Here is a 19554-nt window from a genome sequence, read left to right as displayed (position 1 = left end):
GAAGTCATTCGAGGACTAACAGAGGTCATTCAGATGACTCAGAGTCCCTCAAGGGACCTCACAAAGTCATTCGAGGCTCCAACAAGTCTCCGATGTGCGCTGAGAGAGTCATTCAGGGTATTTTGGCCTGATCCCCCAAAGCAAAAATCGACACTGCCAATTCCCGACACATCTGCAGGTCGGTCGCCTTGCGGTTTGGTGTTGCTTCTGCTTTTGTCTACCTTTCCTTCTGAATGCCCCAATGTGCATTCGAAGACCATTTTTTTGGATTAAAGATCATTTCATGAGAAAGTTCCTCCTCCTCGCTTTCCTGCTCTCTTTTGCATCGTTATCGCTTCATGCCCAGTATCTCACCGGTCCGGCGGCGGCCAAGGTGGTGCAGGGTGCCGAGGCTGTGCGGTATTCCGAGCGAACCAAACAGCTTCAGTACATCCGATTCGGCGAAAATGGGCCTGCGAGCCTCGATCAATTGCTCGCTAAACGCAAGCCGTGGATGCCGGAATTCAGCGGCGTGACGACCTTCAAACAGGTTTCCTCCTACGAAGACAACTTGGGCATGATGCACCGTCGGATGCAAGTCGTCGTCGATGGCATTCCGGTTGAAGGGGCAATTCTCGTGCTTCACGAACAGGCAGGTCGCCTCATCGCGCTCAACGGGGACATTTATGGCGTCAAGGCCAAGTCGACTACGCCGGCTTTGACTGAAAACCAAGCACTCACAGCCGCCCTTGGGCATGTGAATGCAGAAAAATACCTCTGGGAAAGCGGCGGCATGCGGTCCCGATTCGAAGAAAACCGCCTCAGCAGTCTCCCAAAAGGCGAGTTGGTATTTGCACCGCGTAACGGCAAATACCGCACCGGCAATTTTACCCTGGCTTGGAAATTTGACGTGTATGCCACCAAGCCCCTCAGCCGCCAATGGCTGTTTGTCGATGCCACGAATGGGCAAGTGATCCATTCGCTCAACCGCATCCATACCGCCGATGTCGTGGGTTCGGCTCAAACCAAATACAGCGGAACCTTGCCTTTGACCGTGGACCAAGTTTCCGGCAACAACTTCCGCCTCCGCGAAACCGGCAGGGGAGGGGGCATCCAGACGCTGAATTGCCAAACGGGAACCGACTATAACCTCGCTGTGGACTTTACCGATGCCAACAACGTCTGGAACAATGTCAATCCCGCCCAAGACGAATGCGCGACGGATGCGCATATTGGAGCCGAGGCAACGTTTGATTATTATCATTTGTTGTATGGCTGGGACAGTTATGATGATTTGAACTCCCCGTTGTTGAGTTATATCCACTATGACGTTGCCTTTGGGAATGCATTTTGGGATGGTACACGGATGACCTACGGCGACGGTGACGGCAGCTTCTTTACGAGTGCTTTGACCACCTATGACGTTTGCGCGCATGAGATTACGCATGGTGTCACGGAGTTTTCATCCAGTTTGATTTATGCGGATGAATCGGGCGCCTTGAACGAAAGCTTCTCCGATATTTTTGGTAAAGCGGTCGAGCATTACGCCCGTCCAAGCAATACAAGTTGGCTGATCGGACCAGAATGTACCGGTGGTGCTGGCATTCGCAGTATGTCTGATCCGACCATTTTCCAGAATCCGGGTTGTTATGGGGATGCATTTTGGTTTCCCGGGGCGGATGTCCACACCAACAGCGGCGTTCAAAACCACTGGTTTTACATCCTCACTGCCGGGGACACCGCTGTCAATGCGCTGGGTGATGCCTATTCCGTCGCCGGACTTGGCTATACCAAGGCAGAGGCAATTGCTTTCCGCAACAATACCGTCTATTTGACGCCGAGTTCGGATTACAGCGACGCGCGGTTTTATGCCATACAATCCGCCACCGACCTTTACGGGGCTTGCACGCCGGAGATGATTCAAACTGCGAATGCTTGGTATGCTGTAGGGGTTGGACCTGAATTTACCAACTTGCCGGTTGCCAATTTTGGTGCGCAACCCCATAACTTCTGCAATGCTCCTGCAACGGTGAGCTTCAGCAACAGCAGCAACGGCAGCGTGAGCTACAAATGGTATTTTGGAGATGGCGGCACGAGCACATTGGCCAATCCGACCCATACCTATACCGCCTTGGGAAGCTATTCGCCAAAACTGGTTGTTACGGGTTGTACGGGCGTCAAAGACTCGATCACGATGCCCAACTACGTGAACCTGGACACCAATTTGGCCTGTTCGGTCACCTTGCCACAGACGGGTTCGACTACACTCAATTATTGCATCGGCAACGTGCTCGATCCAGGTGGATTTGGAAACTATATGGACAATGCGAATACCGAAATCGTGATCGCGCCACCCCTGGCTGACTATATTGTGCTCACGTTCAATTCCTTTGAATTGGAGGATTTTTATGACTATTTGACGATTTATGACGGTCCCAATACCTCAAGTCCGTTGATTGGTGCCTTCTCAGGACTTACTCCGCCCAACGGGGGCACAATCACAAGCACAGGCGGCAGCATTACGCTGGTATTTACTTCGGATGCGAGCGTGGTTTTGTCAGGTTTTGACGTTGACTTCGAATGTTTCCTTGCGACGACAGCCCCTACGGCCAACTTCAGCAACCCGTCGACAACTTGCGGCGGCAACGTGGCCTTTACGGATATGAGCACCAACCATCCGAGCACCTGGAGCTGGAACTTTGGCGATGGCGGCACATCCACCCAATCCAATCCCGTGCACAATTATACGACGCCCGGCACATACACCGTGACGCTGATCGCCTGTAATTCCATTGGCTGTGACACATTTGTCTGCAATAACTGTGTGACGTATGATCCGAATTCGCCGAACTGTCAGATTCAAACGGTTCCGGTGACGGGCGTAACCTTCATTTCCACTTGCGGCGGTGTGTTGATGGATGACGGCGGAACCGGCCCTTACACGGACAATGCCACGGGCTATTCAGTGCTTGCCCCTCCCGGCGCGACACAACTGTCGTTGAGCTTCACGGCCTTTGACTTGGAAACCGGATGGGACTACGTCAATGTCTATGACGGCAACAACAATTTGGCGCCATTGATGGGTACGTTTACCGGTAATGCCCTGCCCAACAACGGCTTGCCGTTTGTCGCGAGCGGCGGAGCCTTGACGATCGAATTGTTGTCAGACATGAGTGTTACATTGGCTGGCTTTGAAGCGACATGGACTTCTTCTGGTTCGATGACGGGTCCGAATGCACAATTTACCGCTCCGACTTCCGCCACAAGCGGCACGCCGGTGAGCTTCACCGACCAAAGCACCAATGCCACCGGATGGTCATGGGACTTTGGCGACGGCGGAACGTCGCTGTTGCAAAATCCGACACATACCTATGCCGCCTCGGGCGTGTACCTGGTCACGTTACGGGCGAGCAATGCGCAAGACTGCGACGATGTGTACACGCAAAACATCTACATCGATGTCGTCGGCAATACCCCTGCGACCGCAATGCTGATGCAATTGTGGCCGAATCCAGCGAGCGATCTCGTGCATCTGAGTTTGAAACTGCCTGCTGCAAGTGCCTTGAAGATGACGGTGTTGAATGCCGTCGGACAGAAGGTGTACAGCGAAAACATGGAAGCTACCGACCATTTGGAGCGTGTGCTGGACATGGCAGCATTTGCCAAGGGCATGTATTTCGTTCGCATCGAAACCGCCGGCGGTACGCTGGTGAAAAAGGTGGTGCTGGAATAGTGTTGATCTGCGTTTTTGCCACGAAAACGCAAATCGGCAAAGCTAGATTCGCCAATAGGTTATCCAAACACCAAGTGATGCTTGTCTCGCTTGGTGTTTTGGCGTTGTAAGGGCGTCTATTGGCGTCGACAGACCTGTGGAAAACAGCTTTGAAATGGCTACAGAAATCCGCATTTTTGTATCTGTAGGAGAGAGTCGTATTCAATCGGTAATGGTATGAAACACAAGATTTACCTCTTGGGATTGTTGTTGGCAATGGCCAACGGATTGGGATTTGCGCAGAAACCACAGGCGCCGCGTCCCTTCGAAATCAAATTGGAAGGCGAGGAGCCGTTTTACATGCGCGACGACATGCGCATGAGCCAATGGACCGGTAAGCCCTTGGCCCTCTACAACCTGCGCGAACGCGCCCGCAGCACCGACCCCGAGACCGCAGCACGGCTTTTCTTGAAAGACCGCCGGGAAATGCTCGGCTTCGCTGACGCCAACCTTTCCGATTTGGTACTCCGCAATTCCCGCACAAGCTTGGCTGGCACCACCTTGCGCTTCACCCAATGGTACCAAGGCGTGCAGATCTACAACACAGAAACGGTCCTCAACATTTCCCCGGACGGATACATCACGTTTGTGCTGATCGGCTACAAGCAGATTCCGCAGGGCTTCAGCGTGAGCACCGCGGTGAGCGGAGAATCCGCCAGAAACACCGTGCTTGGCCGCATTGGATTGCAGGGGAATCTGGATTTTGATCAGACACGGTTGGTGATCTATCAGTTTCACAACACCACGCGCTTGGCGTGGAACATTCGTTTGGCAGGGCAGGAGCCCTACGGCGATTGGGAATCCCTGGTCGATGCGCAGACGGGCGAAGTTTTCAAATGTCAGGATGTGAGTTGCTATCACCATGCACACCGTCGGTCGGTGAAAAATGATAGTGTGCAAGTAGCGTTGCCAAACCCAAACACCGCGTGCCGATAGGGTTGGCAACGCGGAAGATAACGACCCCTTGCCGTTGCTCGCGCCCTACCTGCCGCTTCCTGCTGTCGTCAATGGCAGTGGCAATACCTTTGACGCGGATCCGTTGAGTTCGGCGGGCGTGGCTTATGGTGGCGCTTATGTGGACGGCAGCGACGCGAATGCAGCCGTTTTGACGGCGCAATTGCAGAACAAGGTGTTGCCGGATATTACGTTCAATGCCGGCGTTCACAGCTTGGTCGGCCCTTATGCGCAGATTCTGGATTTCGAAGCACCCGCCAAGGGCCTGTTTACGCAGGCGAGTTCGGCATTTACCTTTGATCGCAACGCAGATGGATTCGAAGCCGTCAATACCTACTGGTTTCTGGATCAATCCCTGCGCTACATCAATACGACCCTTGGGATTTCGCTGATGCCTTTTCAATATGCGGGCGGCATTCGGTTTGATCCCTCCGGACTGAGCGGCGCCGACAATTCGCATTATATCGGTTCCACGGGCCGGATCGCGTTTGGTGAAGGCGGTGTCGACGATGCCGAAGACAGCGACGTGATCCTCCACGAATTGGGTCATGGTCTGCATGACTGGGCGACGTCCGGATCATTGTCGCAGGTGAATGGCCTGAGCGAAGGTTGCGGTGACTATTGGGCACAAAGCTACAGCCGCAGCAAAAATCAGTGGACGATCTTGCAACCGGCCTACCATTATGTCTTCAGCTGGGACGGACACAATCCATTCTGGGGCGGCAGAACGACCAATTATGGGGCTTTGTATCCGGGCGGATTGGTCGGACAGATCCATACCGACGGACAGATTTGGGCCACCTGTTTGATGAAGATTTACAATGCCATCGGCAGGACGAAAACCGACATGGCATTTTTGGAAGGACTGATGTTGACCAATTCGACGACCAATCAGCAGGATGCTGCGATCGCTTTCCGGCAGGCTGGCATCAATATGGGCTATACGATGGGCGAATTGACCCAAATCACCAACTTCCTCACGGGTTGCGGCTATATTTTGCCTCCGTTTCCGGTGTTGTACAACAGCTTTGCTGCCAATCGGTTGAACAGCCAATATGTGAACCTGAATTGGGAAACGGCTGCCGAATCCCAGAACACCGGCTTTGAAGTGCAGCGTCGGATCTCTTCGGAAACGGATTTTGCCACTGTCGGCTTTGTGCGCGGCAACGGTACGACCGACGAAGCCCATGCTTATGCCTTTCAGGACATCAACCCCAGCAATGAAATGAGCTTTTACCGTTTGCGCCAAGTCGACTCGGATGGTAACGGCCGCCTGTCGGAGGTGCTTGCCGTTGCGGGCAGCAACGTGCAAGGTCTTGGCTTTGGCATCAATCCCAATCCGGTTAAGGATCGACTCGAAGCAGTGATTGTGGGACTTTCAGGAAATACTTCGGCGGTCGACTTCCGAATTCTGGATTTGGCGGGCCGTTTGGTCGCTTCCGGTTCTGTGGATGCCGCGAATACCGTGGAGATTCCGCAAGTCAGCAGTCTCACTCCAGGCGTGTATATGCTCGAACTCACCGCTGGAGGACAGTCTGCAGTGCAGAAGTTCGTCAAGGAATAAGCAGTCGGGGCATTGCCCAATCCCGAAGTATTTTCACCGTTTGCCATGTCAATCCCGCAAAAAAGTGTAAATTTTTCGGGATGATTTAAACGTCGTGGCGATGAATCGGTCATTGGCGAAACGTCAATCGAATTGGGTATGAGAAATTTAGTCTGGATTTTACTGCTTTGCCTGCCATTTGCTGCAATGAGTCAGCGGCATTATTACCTTTCGGCAACCGGGAGCGACGCCGCTTTGGGTACGTCTCCGGCCACAGCCTGGAAGACGATCAGCTACCTGAACAGCCAATTGGCGAGCAATTATTTGCCGAATGACACCGTCTCCTTCAAGGCCGGCGATGTGTTTGAAGGTGGCATTCTCATCAATATCGGGGGCAGCCCTGCGGGGCGTGTGGTATTCAATGCCTACGGGAGCGGTAGCAAGCCGGTCATCACGGGCGCTTCGGATGTGCCCTTGTGGACGCAAGCAGGGGATACCTTCATTGCCACCGTCGCCGCCTCGGTCCGCAATTTTTTTGTGAACGATGCAGAGCAAATCATCGCCCGTTATCCCAATGAACATCAGTATTTGCGTTGTGATTCGGGGGAAACCCATTATTTGCTCGACAACAATCTGCCGACCGTGAATCCGAATTACCTCGATGCGGCTTCGGTCTGCGTGCATACCGCGCAATGGGCCTGGGAAAAATCCCCGATTGACTACGTCAGTGCCGATACGCTTTGGTATCAAGACACGGTCGAATTGGGTGCTTTGCGCAATTACGGTTACTTTCTTTACGGCGATTACCACCACCTCGACACGATTCGCGAATGGTATTACAACGGGGTGACGGACAAGCTGTATTATTTCCCGGGTAGCGGCATCGACCCGAATTCGGCGGAATGCGAGGTTACGGTCCGTGATTTTGGGATGCAATTCGGGAACGATGTCTGTTTTGTGACGGTGGATGGCTTAGCCTTTGACAAGCAGGGAAGCCATGGGATTTACATTCCCAATGCAAGCTGCAAGTTCAACCGGATAAACGGCTGCGATTTTACCCGTCAATACAAGCACGGCATTCAGGACCGGGGCGAATATGACGAGATCAGCAACAACTTTTTCGGGCAAATCGACGGTATCGCGGTGTTGATCGACGGGCAAGGAAGCAACGACACGATCCACCACAATACCTTTCGCAACATCGGGGAGTTCCGCAACAGCGGAATCGGTCAGGAGATCAACCTTTCTGCGATTTTGCTGGCCTTTGTCGACAGTTGCCACATCCACCACAACGACATCGACAGCACGGGTTATTGCGGCATTTCGGCGGATGGCGACCACAACGTCATCGAGCGCAATGTCGTGCGGAATGCCATGTTGCTCTGCAATGACGGCGCTGCGCTCAAGAGTTATGGGCAGGCAAGCCACCACAATATTTTCCGCAACAACATCGTGTACGCGCGCCCCGGCAACCGCGAGGGCACCGCGCAGGCTGATTTCAGGACCCCCGGCATTTACTTTGACTTCGCAGTCAACAATACGCAGGTGATCGACAATACCATCACCGGTTCGGCGGAAAGGGGCATATTCCAGAATTCTGGCAATCACCACAATACCTTGGAGGGCAACATCGTTTATGGGGCCGAGCGCTCCCTCGAGCTCAATGGAACGCGCGCCATTAATGACACCCTCAACAACATGACGATTCGCGGAAACACTTTCTTTGCCCGCGATCCGGATGCCGTTATTGTCTATCAAATCGACTGGACCAACCTCTATCAAACGGGAAATATCGATTCGAATGTCTATTTCCAGCCCTATAATGCCAACCATTACGGTTTGCGCAAGGTAAACGGCGGGGATGTTTATTATGATTTTCCGACTTGGCAATCGACCACAGGTTACGATGCCACCACGCGGAGCAGTTTTGTCAATTGGACCCTGCCGACGGATGATTCGCGACTCTTCATCAACGCGACCGATACCGTAGCCACGGTGGATTTGCTGGATTCGCTTCACTTCGATTTGGACAGCAATTTGGTCTGTGGGACGTTCACGTTGGAGCCCTTTACTTCGCGGCTATTGATCAATACGATGACTTTGTGCAATCCGACTGCGGCGCCGGATCCTGTTTCGGGGCGTTTCATTGCCTATCCCAATCCTACCTCTGGCGATGTTATCGTACGGGTTGAGTCCAACTGGCTCGGCGCGCACTACCGCTTGCTCAACATGGTCGGACAGGAGTTTGGAAGCGGGAAGATCATTGCAACGGAGCAGGTGATCAGCCTTTCGGATTTGCCAAATGGGATGTACTTGGTTGAATTGCAGGGGAAAACACGTCAAATTCTTCGGATTGTGCGGCAATAGGACTTTGGGTTAACTTTGCGGCATGGAGCTCAATTTCAAATCGTTTGGATCCGGTCCGGCATTGATCATTTTGCATGGTTTGTTTGGTTCGTTGGACAATTGGCAGGGCTTGGCCAAGTTGTATGCCGAACATTTCAGCGTGTTCATCGTCGATCAGCGCAACCACGGGAAATCGCCGCATTCGGAGGAGCCACATTCTTATGCAAACATGGCGGATGACTTGAAGGAGTTCATGGAGCAGCAAGGCATGTACACCGCCAACCTGATCGGGCATTCGATGGGAGGGAAGACGGTGATGCAATTTGCTGTAGACAACGAACACATGGTCGAGAAGATGGTGGTGGCCGACATGGGCATCGCTGCCAATGATTTCCGACATACTGAGATCATCGAGGCCTTGTGGGCCTTTCCGTTTGACGAGATCAAGGAGCGCAAAGTGGCCGACGAATGGTTGGCGGTCCGCATTCCCGATTTTGGCGTGCGGCAATTCCTGCTCAAGAACCTTGATCGCCGTGCCGATGGCGGATTCGAATGGAAATTTAACCTGAAGGTTTTGCACCGCGATTACACCAATATTTTGGAGGGGATCGTTTCCCCGCATCCGATCGATGTCCCAACCCTGTTTATCCGTGGTGGAAAGTCTGATTATGTTTTGGATGCCGATTTCCCTGCGATTCGGAAGGTTTTTCCACATGCTGAATTTGATACGATTCCCGGTGTGGGCCATTGGCTGCACGCCGAGGCACCGGATGCCTTTTTTGAGAAGACGATGCGGTTTCTGAAGTGAGATTTTGCCACGAAGACACAAAGACACGAAGGCACGAAGAAAAATAACTAACTTCTCTTCGTGCCTTTGTGTCTTCGTGGCGAGATTTAGCAATCAAATCGAGTCAAATTGCCGTTGGATTTCATCTTTGGGCGTTGGCTTGGGTTCCAATGCAACGACATTGTCCGATCCAACCGTAATTGTAGTGCGTGCAAATTCGTAATCCGTCGCATTTTTTCCTTGGGTCATGGCCATCACTTCAATTTGCTGCCCGACAGGAATGTTTTGGCTTTCCACGGCTTCCATTCCATCGTAATAGTTGAGTGACAAGATGGAATTGATATCGCTAAAGGCAATGTAAACAAGGGCGGAGGTGATGTTTTCGGGAAGTTGCACGATCACGGGAGCTACGTCGGGTGAATTGTAAAATCGATCGCAATTGATCCATCCAAAATTTTTGATGTCAACAGCGTTGTAGAGTTGCGCGAATCGTTCAGTTGTTTGACGGTCGCGTTCGTCCTCAATTCGCTCTAATTCGGCCAATGCTGCCTTTTCTTTTTCGGCTTTTTCACTTTCCGTCCGACGGTTTTTCATCGACAATACATTTTGGCGATTCCGTTCTGCAAGCGAATTGTCGGATTGTTCTTTTTTCGTTGTCCGACCCTTTTTTAGCGTTGATTTTGAAGAATTGACGGCAGGTTTTCCGCCATCCTCTGCTTCCATATAGGCCAAAATGTCATCAATATTGCTGCTGCGAATGGTGTCTTTGCCGGAAACATACCCGTAAATCGTATCGCTTTGCACCGAAAAGGTGGTTGTCGATGAATCGCTCATTGGAGTGCGATTGGGCTGAGATTTGGCATTCCTGAAATCCACATCCGCCGCATCCCAATTCATTTGACCCGTTTCGTCTTTCTGACCATAAAAAAGTTCCATGTTTTTGTCGGTGATTTTGGGGAATTCGACATTGACGGATTTGCCATCCTTGATGGCGAGTTTTTGCCCATTGGCCTCCATGTCAATGAAGTACGATCCGCCGGATTCGAGCAATTTGCCATCAGAAACCGTCTGCAATCCCGCCCCAAGGAGCTCGGATTTTTTGGTGCATTCGATAAGGTTGACTTGGATATCGCCTTGGATCGGGCTGCCATCGGGCATGGTCAGGTTGTTGGGTTCGACATGGATTTTGGTGCCTGCCTTGCCTGTGACGATGGAGGGCTTTTTGCCGGAAACCGTAAATGTTTGCGTTTTGGGCGTAAAGGGCGCCATCATCGCCGTAAGGTTGATCGGCGTGTCGGAGGATGCGGATGTTTCAGTGGAATTGGTAGGTGATTGGCAGGAGAAAGTAAGGACCGCGAGGAGGGCGAGGAGCAATGTGCTGCGTAAATTTTTGAGTGTTGTCTTTTTCATAATCTTTAGATTTTGGTGTTGATACCGCATTCACGGGAGAGGTAACCCAAGCCGAACGAAAATATTTTCCGAATTATTGCGCCTCGCATTAACTTGGGACAAAATACCTAGGTCGATGGCAGATTTTGAATTCCCACATATCCCTTACGATCCGCAGCAATATCCTGAAAATGAAATGGCTGCGCGGGCAGATTCTTTTTATGCCTTGCTGAATTCCCGACGGAGTTTACGCTTTTTTAACGATCGGGCGGTTCCAGAAGATTTGATGCAGACATTGATTCTGACGGCAGGCACTGCACCTTCAGGAGCCAACAAACAACCATGGACGTTTTGCCTTGTGGGGAATCCGGAGCTGAAACGACAGATTCGCATCGCAGCAGAAGAGGAGGAATTTGCAAGCTACAACGGGCGGATGACCGAAGAATGGCTGCGCGACTTGGCACCTTTGGGGACAGATTGGCGGAAGCCGTTTTTGGAGATCGCGCCTTGGCTGATCGTGGTTTTCAAGCGCAATTTCGAATTCGATGGGGCGCAAAAGCACAAGAACTACTACGTGCAAGAGTCGGTGGGCTTGGCTTGCGGGATGCTGCTTGCGGCGATTCACAACGCGGGATTGGTGGCGCTGACGCATACGCCGAGTCCGATGGACTTCCTGACCAAAATCCTGGGACGGCCCGACAATGAGCGGCCGTTTTTGTTGATTCCTGTCGGATATGCAGCGGAGGATGCGACCGTGCCCGACATTCAGCGGAAGGCGTTGGAGGAGATTTGTGTGACGTATCGCTGAATATTTTCGAGGAAGTCGCAACGGCCCCCGAATTTTCCCTAAATCGCAGCCATGAACAAGGGAGTGGCCTATATGGGCCTTGCAGTGGTCTTTTTTGCCGTCATGAATGTGGCGATCAAATACGTGGCCCATCTTCCGACTTTCGAATTGGTGTTTTTCAGGGCGCTGATTGCCGCCTCGATCGCATACACGACGCTGCGCGTCAAGGGCATTCCCGCTTGGGGCAACCGCAAAGGCTTGCTGATTTTGCGCGGCGTCTTCGGATTTGGTGCCCTGAGCATGTTTATCGCGACCTTGCAAAACATGCCGATGGCCACGGCCTTGGTCATTCAATACATGTCGCCCGTTTTTGTGGCGATTCTGGGGATTTTTTTGCTCAAGGAACCGATGCGTCCGCTGCAATGGGTCTGGTTGGCGATGGCCTTTGCCGGGGTCGTGATGATCAAAGGCTTTGATCCGCGGGTGTCGATTCTCTATTTGTCTATTGGCATTGCATCCTGCATTTTGTCGGCCTTCGCCTATACCACCGTGCGCTCCCTCAAGGACACCGATCATCCATTGGTGGTGGTGTTCTATTTTCCGCTCGTGACCCTGCCTGTCGCCGGATTGTTGATGTGGTATCAGTGGCGGCATATCGGCGTATCGGAGTTCATTTTTGAGCAACATACCTTGGAAGATTGGCTTTGGATCGTCGTGATGGGGGTATTTGCGCAGTTGGGGCAGATATTCATGACGCTGTCCTTGCACCTTGAAAAGGCGAATGTGGTGTCTTCCATGAGTTATTTAGGAATGATATTCGGGCTGATCTTCGGTTATTTTTTGTTCGGTGAAACCTATGGCATCTGGGCTGCGGCAGGGATTTTCTTGGTTTTGCTGGGGGTGTTATTGAATGTATTTGTCAGAGAATAGCCGAGATCAAAGCGTAAACTGAGAGATTCCGAGATTTGGCCACCAAGGCACCAAGACACCAAGCCCCGCCCCCCTGGATTTGGCCACCAAGACTCCAAGTTAGGCGCTGTATTTTAGGCCACAAAGACACAAAGGCACAAAGAAAAACACGCTGCTAATTTTTTAACTCTCCACTCTCATCTTTCAACTCTCCACTAAACAAATCCCACTTTTCACTTTTCACTTATCACTTTTCGCTTTCCTTGACCCAGGCTTTGGTTTTTCTTTGGTATGAATTGGGGTGGAATTCCTCCCAATTGCTGCCTGCAAGGTCAAAATAGCTTTGTTCCAATTCGCCATCGATGGGGAAGGGGCCGCTAAAACCGAGGGTCCAGTCCGTTTCTCCTTCGAAGGCAAACTTGTACACGTAAAGCCATTGTGCCTCTCCCAGGTAGATCACCCTGCGCTTTTCAACGAGCTCGACTTGGTCGGGATATTCTTCCAAAGCATAGTCCAATGCGACCTCGGCGATAAAATCATGCTTTCGGTATTTGGCGGGTAGTATGTCCAACCGTTCGTTTTCCAAAGCCCAAAAAACCGCCGATTCCCGGCTATAACGGGATTGCAAGACCAGTTTGCATTCCTTGCTTGTAGGCCGGATACCGTTGTCTGCCAAGATCACAAACACGGAGCCGGGAAGGTAATCGGCATCGAGTTGCAAGGCCCGATGTGCCAACGCCTCCCAACCTCCCACATCATTTGCTGCCAAAAAGCGGATCAGCGTGAGCATTTGGTATTCCACAGACCAGTTTTCTTCGTCTTTGGGGTCGAAACCGGTAATGGCGTCGCTCAAAATCTGGAGGAATTTGCCGGAATAGGCGGTATAGTCAATGTCATCTTGATCTGCCACTTCGACCATCCCAGCCGCGAGTTTCGTGGCAAATTCGGGTTGGTCGAGCAGAAATTCGACAGACTTCAACCGCACGTAATCTGAATCCTGCTCGAGGTAATCGCGCCATTGGAAGGTTTGTTGGCCGAAGGTAAGCGGATTGGGTGAATCGTGCAGGCGTGCGAGCGCCCAAGCACCTGCGCCCGGCCACGTGCGCTCGAGGAGGCTTCCGACAATTTGCATGCGATTCGGATTGTTTTCGGGAAGGAAGTAGTAAAGTTCCTGAATCGAGGAAAACAGCGTGGAATCGTCGGTTTTGAGGAGGAGCTGAATCAATTGATCGTCCAAGGAAAAGGGCAGGGTATCGATTCCGCTTCGGATGCTGTCCAAAATCAGCGGATACTCCTCGGGAAGCAGCTTGTAGTTGCCGAAGACCAAGAAACTGCCAAAATTAAACAGCGTCGTATCCTCATCGCCTTCGTCCATGAGCGCAAAAATCAAGGCCAACTTGGGCGTATGGTGCAAGTCTTTGGTTTTTCCTGTCGTTGCGAGCGGCACGCGCGGCTGAAAATGCTGGAAAAATTCCTTGGCGGAGGCTTTGCCGGCCTCATCGTTGCTCGTATGAATTCGGCCTTCAAGCAGGTAGTCACCGGCCACAATCCAGCGGCGGTGGTCGAGCATTGTGCTGTCATAGCTCATCAAAACCAGTTCCTTCGCATTCCAAAGCCCATTTTCGAAGGCTTCTTCACGTACCAATGTTCCATTTTCGATTTCCGTTGTGGTCATGGCTGCTTTCAGGAGCTGTTGGTCGGTTCCCGAATAAAATCGCCAGATTTTCGAGGCAGTCACCTGCGTATTCAAGGAGCTGACGGGATCATGGAAATGCTGCGAACTGATCGAATCCACCATTCCAATGAGTTCACTTGCAACGCCGTAACGCTCGATTTTGGTCGGCCTTCCCGGAAATTTCGCGACAAATTGGTCTGCCTGCAGAAATTCAGTTGTGAATTGCGGTTGGGGTGGCGTCAAAAAATGCAGAGAGTTAAAAACACGGTCCACCACGGCGCTGTCTGCATCCTCTTCGGGCATGGTCATTCCAAGGAGATACAGCCGATTGAGTCGCAAATAGCATCGAATGCGGTATTTCAGTCCGGATTTCCCCAAATAGGTGCCTTCGAGTCCGCGCACGCCGTCTGTGACAACCGGCAAAAAATCACCTTCCGGCTCCAATTCAGCGCCGGCATAGTACAAAATGCAATCCGGCATCCTGCTCTCCAAGGTTCCGACGGCATACCAATCCTCAAAATCTTCCGTGAGCATCACCATCCGCTGCCGGTTGGGATTGTCGATGACTTCGTAATAGTTGTAAGGCGTGTTTTCACCGCCGGTCGTGAAACTTTCGGAGTTCAAAGTCAGGTAGTCGGGTTCTCCTGGAAATTCCAATGCAAATCCATTGACCTTGTCGGTACGCAATTGCGGAGTTTGTTGCGAGAGTTTGATCGGGTCAAATATCTCCAACGAATTGAACCATTGTTCGGCAGCATCGGAAAAAATGACTTTTTCGCTGTTTCCGAGCAGGAGCATGTACATTTTCCCGTTTCCAAACAGCGTTTGGATGCGCAGGGATTCTCCGCTTTTTCTCACGACATATTCTTTGCCCTTGAGCGATTTGCGGGTGATGTCCTTGGTCGCGTCTTCGTCGATGCCGTGGCTGCCAAATCCTTTGATCATGGCTTTCCCGATCTCATCCATCTTGCTGTCGACCAAATCTCCCGGCAGGCTCATCGCATAGAAGCAGTAGACAATGCCGCCCGGGAAGTCCATTCCGAGGTACATTTTGAGCTTTCCGTCGAGGATGTCCATGCCAAAAGGCCTTGTCGGGACGGAGATTTGATAGCCGTCGCCTTCGCGTTTGAAGGTGGACCATCGGGGTTCATACGGTTGGTCCAAAAGCTTGCGGTTGAGTCCGGAATAGGTGGCCATCACGGGACGCAATTTGTAGCCTGCTTCCCGCAAGAGCGCGATTACCCCTTCCTTGCCCGGTAAATGCGCAGCACCCACACCAAAAAACGTCGGCCGAATGCGCATCAGGCTGTCTGCCCGCAAGGCCATCCCATGATTGCGTCGAATGATCACTTCCTCCTTGAAAAATTGGCTCGTCCCGCCTTTGTTCACCAATTCGTCGATGCGGTCGATGTCGCCCTTTTCATAGACGCTGATCATCTCGCTCAGGCGCAAGCGTTTGCTCGTGCGCGGTTGCCCGCTTTCGGTGGGCGCAGGCGTCATGTCTTGCCCGGTGAGCAGGGCGAGTTGATCCACGATGCCTTCCAGACCCGTGATGACTTTCCCGTTTTCCCGCGCAACGCGGTACAAAAAGGCATCGAGAAAGGTGGCTTCTGCGGTTTGGTCTCCTTCCCGGTCCAGTAGTTTAAAAAGTTCGGCGGGATCAGCCTTGGGAGCATCTCCGTCCCAGGCTTTGGCTTTGCTTGACCAATGGGATTCGTCAAAGATGTCGCTCCCATGCTGCGAATACATGTATTCCAACATCTGATAACCCGCAGCATCAAAATCAATTTCCAGGGCAAAACCGGGGCTGTTTTGGATCGCGATCAAGACGGAGTCCGGCATGCCAAATACCCTGCTGTCGGTGACGTGCATGGTCCCGAAAAGATAGGAGGGTTGGGCCGAATTGCCGCCTGTGATTTCCCAGAGCAGTTTGTAGTTTTCTGGCTGCGGAGGTTGCGCTTTTGCAAGCAAACCCACCATCAGCAGCGTGAGAAGCGTTATGGTTTTCATCCTTGTTCCCAAAGCAGCGTTTGAATTTGAAGATACAATTCAAATCTAACCCAATTCCATCGAATTTGGTTCAAACGGATTGTGAAGGAATTTCGGAGGGAAGCTAGCGCAAAACGGTCACCGGACCGGCATAGTTGATCACCTTTCCTTTGAGGAATTTCATTTCGATCACATAATAATAGACACCATCCGGAACCGGGCTGCCGCCTCCTCCAACCGTGCCGTCCCAGCGGTCCATCGGATTTTGCGTGGAAAACACTTGGTGTCCCCAACGGTCAAAAATTCCAAGGCTGAATCTTTCGGTGGGTGGTTCATGCTGATTAAAGATGTCGAAATAATCGTTGATGCCATCTCCATTCGGCGAAAAGACATTGGGAATGAGGGTATCGACGGGCGAAACGATCAACGGAATCACGGTGGTATCATTGCAGCCATTGGCCCCGTAAGCGATCAATTCGACTTGGTAGGTGCCCTCGGTATAAAATCGGTGCATTGGATCGGCTTCCACGGAGTAAAAGCTATCCCCAAAATGCCAATGGACAGGAAGGTTGATGGGCGTGGTGCCATTGGTAAACTGCACATAAGTGCCAGGATAAACCAATGCGGGCGTCCATCCAAAGTCGGCAATCACGGTATCCTCTGAATAATAGCTCAAGGGAAAAACCTCGGTTCCGCATTGGCCAAAGGCCGTTGCCGTCAGGTTAATCGTTCCGGATTGGCCACCATTGGGGTCATACACCGTCGGATTGCTGTTGAATGTGTTAAAAATTCCGGGACCTTGCCAATGCACAGAATCTGCATTGCCGACATAGCTGATTTGAATCTGCGTGTTGTAGCAAACAGAATCCGGCAGGAAAAACGTCATTGACAATCGCGGAATGATTTCCAAAGTCAAGGTATCGGAATAGGTCCCGCAACTGTCGGTAAGGGTGAGGATCAGTTGCACGGGTCCGCCTGCATTCGAATCGGCTTGATAGACAGGATTGAGGAGCGATGAATTGTCAAAGCTGCCGCTCGCGGAGGACCATTGCAATGTGCCCGCGGTGGCCACCGCTCCGGATAATGGTAGCGAAGCACCCGCGCACAGCGTGTCGTCGGGACCTGCATCAACTGAAGCCACAGGCAATACATTGATGGTGACGGCAGAAGAGTCTGTCCCGCAATCCGTGGTCACGACAGCCCAATAGGTTCCGGATGTACTCACGGCAATGGTTTGGGATGTGGCTCCGGTGCTCCACAAGTACGTCGTCGCTTGCGTTCCAGCATCCAAGGTGATGCTTTGACCCGGGCAAAGCTGCACGTTGGGACCGAGATTGACCTGAGGGACAACGCCATTCGCTACGACAATGGTATCGACTGCGCTGCAGTTGCCGGCATTGGTGACCGTTACCGAATACGTGCCGCCTGCGCTCAAACTGATCGTTTGGGAGGTTGCGCCGGTACTCCAAGCATAAGTATTCCCCGGGCCTGCGTCCAAGGTCAAGCCGAGATTCGAACAAAAGAGCGTATCATTTCCCAGATTCACCGTCGGATTGGGAACGACAACCAAGTTAATCGTATCTGCACCGGCGCAGTTCAAGCCAAAGGTCACCGTGACCGCATAACTGCCGGATGTATTGGCAGTGATGGTCTGCGAAGTAGCGCCTGTGGACCAAATATAGGATTGTCCTGAACCGCCGGCATCGAGCAGGAGGGAGGCTCCGGCACAAATGGTGGTATCGGGGCCGAGCGGAATGGCGATATTGGAATTGACATTCACCTGAATGGTATCGATGGCGACGCAGAATTCAGTACTTGTGACGGTCACGGCATAGGTGCCGGCCGTGGAGACCGTAATCGTTTGCGTCGTGGCCCCGGTCGACCAGTCAAACGAAGCGCCGGGTGAGTTCCCAAGCGGATCGGCATCCAAAACCAGCGCGTTGCCGGGGCAGAGCGTGGTATCATTGCCAAGATTCGCGATCACCGCGGGGTAATTGTACAATTGAAAGCTGTCAAATCCGACGCATCCCGTTGGACTGGTGAGGGTCAAGGAATAAATCCCGGGACTGCTGATGTTGATGGCATTCGAGGTCGCGCCGTTGCTCCAAACGTAGTTTGAACCTACAACGGAGGGGAAAAGGAAGAAGTTTCCCGTGGTACAAATGGTATCGTCGGCGGGCAATCCCAGACCGTTGATCGTGGAGACTCCGATGGTGACGGTATCCGAAACCACGCAGCCGGCAGGCGTCGTGAGCGTCAAGGCATAAGTGCCGGGTGTTGTCGTGGTGATGTTTTGTGTCGTAGCACCCGTGCTCCAGGCATAGGTTTGGCCGGCGATTCCGGGGCCGAGCGGGTAGCTGAAACTGCCACAAAACGCAGTGTCAGGCCCAAGGCTGTAGGTGGGCGGATTCGTGAAGGTGATGGCCACGCTGCTAAATGCGGTATCGCAGGACGTGAATTGGGAGAGGTTGAGCGTGACTGTTCCCGTCTCGCCAGGTCCCGGCGTATAGGTTGTCGTGGTTGAATTCGGGTTGCTGAACGTGCCGGTGCCACCGCTCCATTGCAGGCGGTGGTTACAGGAAGAGGCTGTGCCATTCAAGGCTACTGTCGAACCGGCGCAAACTGTTTGTGGCGCCCCGGCATTTGTTCCAATCACGACAAATGGTGCTGTGCAACCGTTGTTGACGTAGCTGGCGTTGCCGTTCCAGCAATAGTTGACGGTGGCACCATTGCCGCCCGGGAGCAAGGCGCGGTCGTAGGAAACTGCATCTGTGCAACCCAATGGAAGGGAGAAGTTCATGGTCAGGGTCCGGATTCCCGCACCGACGTTGGCAAAGTTGCCCGCTGTATTGTTGGCGCAATGGAAAATGGCAATCAAGGTATCGTTGAGGTTGACAAAGCTGTGCAAGGTTTGATCTACGCTGACGCTGGCAAGAAGCAAAACCCTTTTCCCGGCAGGCAAAACGCCGCCCGTGGGTTCGATCAGTCGTCCGCACCCCGTGATGGTATTGTTGATGGCAAGGACCTTGGCTGCAGTACCTGCATTCTGGCAAATGCCCGTCCAAGGATTGGTGCCATTGGGCCAAACAACGGATAAATTGGCGGTGTTGAGTGCCGTCGGCCCCACTTGAAAGATGACCATTTCGTTCAGTCCTTCTTGTGTTCCAACCCCGCAAGCGTCTACCAAAATGCTTTCGATCTCAAAACAATTGGTTGGAATCTGTCCAAACAGACCCCCGAACCCAGAGACCATCAGGACTCCAAATAGCCATAAAACTTTGCTACGAACCATATTACCTACATCAGAAACAAGGCAATTTAGCACTTAGTTTCCGTATTTTAAGGTGAATTCTTATTCACATTGACGGCAATGGGCGGGACTAAAAACATGACCTAACCGAATGTTAAGGCCGGTTACTGACTG

10 protein-coding genes are annotated in these 19554 nt (G+C 52.3%); 7 read left to right on the top strand and 3 right to left on the bottom strand.

Going from position 1 to position 19554, the window contains the following annotated elements:
- The first annotated feature begins 283 nt into the window (after positions 1–283).
- The 5 genes from IPN95_13970 to IPN95_13950 all read left to right on the top strand — a co-directional run bounded on the left by IPN95_13970 (position 284) and on the right by IPN95_13950 (position 9402).
- On the top strand, positions 284–3712 hold the full coding sequence (locus IPN95_13970) for a M4 family metallopeptidase (protein ID MBK9450481.1): 3429 nt from the start codon (positions 284–286) through the stop codon (positions 3710–3712).
- A 216-nt stretch (positions 3713–3928) separates the two neighbouring features.
- A complete protein-coding gene (locus IPN95_13965) occupies positions 3929–4687 on the top strand; it encodes a hypothetical protein (protein MBK9450480.1) in 759 nt (252 codons plus the stop codon).
- 28 nt (positions 4688–4715) lie between these two features.
- The gene (locus IPN95_13960) at positions 4716–6269 is read left to right on the top strand and encodes a T9SS type A sorting domain-containing protein (GenBank protein MBK9450479.1); all 1554 of its coding nucleotides are present in this window, start codon (positions 4716–4718) and stop codon (positions 6267–6269) included.
- Between the two features lie 138 nt (positions 6270–6407).
- Positions 6408–8615, top strand: a complete 2208-nt coding sequence (locus tag IPN95_13955; GenBank protein ID MBK9450478.1) for a right-handed parallel beta-helix repeat-containing protein — start codon at positions 6408–6410, stop codon at positions 8613–8615.
- 22 nt (positions 8616–8637) lie between these two features.
- Positions 8638–9402 (top strand): alpha/beta fold hydrolase, encoded by a 765-nt coding sequence (locus IPN95_13950; GenBank protein ID MBK9450477.1) that lies wholly within the window; start codon positions 8638–8640, stop codon positions 9400–9402.
- 93 nt (positions 9403–9495) lie between these two features.
- Here the strand turns inward: IPN95_13950 and IPN95_13945 are convergent, their stop codons facing one another.
- The gene (locus tag IPN95_13945; protein MBK9450476.1) at positions 9496–10791 is read right to left on the bottom strand and encodes a hypothetical protein; all 1296 of its coding nucleotides are present in this window, start codon (positions 10789–10791) and stop codon (positions 9496–9498) included.
- Between the two features lie 115 nt (positions 10792–10906).
- Between IPN95_13945 and IPN95_13940 the strand changes: the two genes are divergently transcribed.
- Together IPN95_13940 and IPN95_13935 are read left to right on the top strand one after the other, a co-directional pair.
- Positions 10907–11578, top strand: coding sequence for a nitroreductase family protein (locus tag IPN95_13940; protein MBK9450475.1), 672 nt, complete (start codon positions 10907–10909; stop codon positions 11576–11578).
- Positions 11579–11629: 51 nt separating this feature from the next.
- A complete protein-coding gene (locus IPN95_13935; protein ID MBK9450474.1) occupies positions 11630–12487 on the top strand; it encodes a DMT family transporter in 858 nt (285 codons plus the stop codon).
- Between the two features lie 226 nt (positions 12488–12713).
- Here IPN95_13935 and IPN95_13930 read toward each other — a convergent pair whose 3' ends face one another.
- Both IPN95_13930 and IPN95_13925 read right to left on the bottom strand, forming a co-directional pair.
- A complete protein-coding gene (locus tag IPN95_13930; GenBank protein MBK9450473.1) occupies positions 12714–16151 on the bottom strand; it encodes a TraB/GumN family protein in 3438 nt (1145 codons plus the stop codon).
- A 103-nt stretch (positions 16152–16254) separates the two neighbouring features.
- Positions 16255–19383 (bottom strand): gliding motility-associated C-terminal domain-containing protein, encoded by a 3129-nt coding sequence (locus IPN95_13925; protein MBK9450472.1) that lies wholly within the window; start codon positions 19381–19383, stop codon positions 16255–16257.
- Positions 19384–19554 lie beyond the last annotated feature (171 nt).

Source organism: Bacteroidota bacterium, assembly GCA_016718825.1.
Taxonomy (GTDB): domain Bacteria; phylum Bacteroidota; class Bacteroidia; order J057; family JADKCL01; genus JADKCL01.
The sequence above is the reverse complement of the archived record's forward strand: the minus strand, read 5'-3'. Positions and strand labels throughout refer to the sequence as shown.

Bases quoted from the DNA above. Each gene is read 5' to 3' on its own strand.
- IPN95_13970 (MBK9450481.1), top strand. From the start codon at position 284: ATGAGAAAGTTCCTCCTCCTCGCTTTCCTGCTCTCTTTTGCATCGTTA.
- IPN95_13965 (MBK9450480.1), top strand. From the start codon at position 3,929: ATGAAACACAAGATTTACCTCTTGGGATTGTTGTTGGCAATGGCCAAC.
- IPN95_13955 (MBK9450478.1), top strand. From the start codon at position 6,408: ATGAGAAATTTAGTCTGGATTTTACTGCTTTGCCTGCCATTTGCTGCA.
- IPN95_13950 (MBK9450477.1), top strand. From the start codon at position 8,638: ATGGAGCTCAATTTCAAATCGTTTGGATCCGGTCCGGCATTGATCATT.
- IPN95_13945 (MBK9450476.1), bottom strand. From the start codon at position 10,791: ATGAAAAAGACAACACTCAAAAATTTACGCAGCACATTGCTCCTCGCC.
- IPN95_13940 (MBK9450475.1), top strand. From the start codon at position 10,907: ATGGCAGATTTTGAATTCCCACATATCCCTTACGATCCGCAGCAATAT.
- IPN95_13935 (MBK9450474.1), top strand. From the start codon at position 11,630: ATGAACAAGGGAGTGGCCTATATGGGCCTTGCAGTGGTCTTTTTTGCC.
- IPN95_13930 (MBK9450473.1), bottom strand. From the start codon at position 16,151: ATGAAAACCATAACGCTTCTCACGCTGCTGATGGTGGGTTTGCTTGCA.
- IPN95_13925 (MBK9450472.1), bottom strand. From the start codon at position 19,383: ATGGTCTCTGGGTTCGGGGGTCTGTTTGGACAGATTCCAACCAATTGT.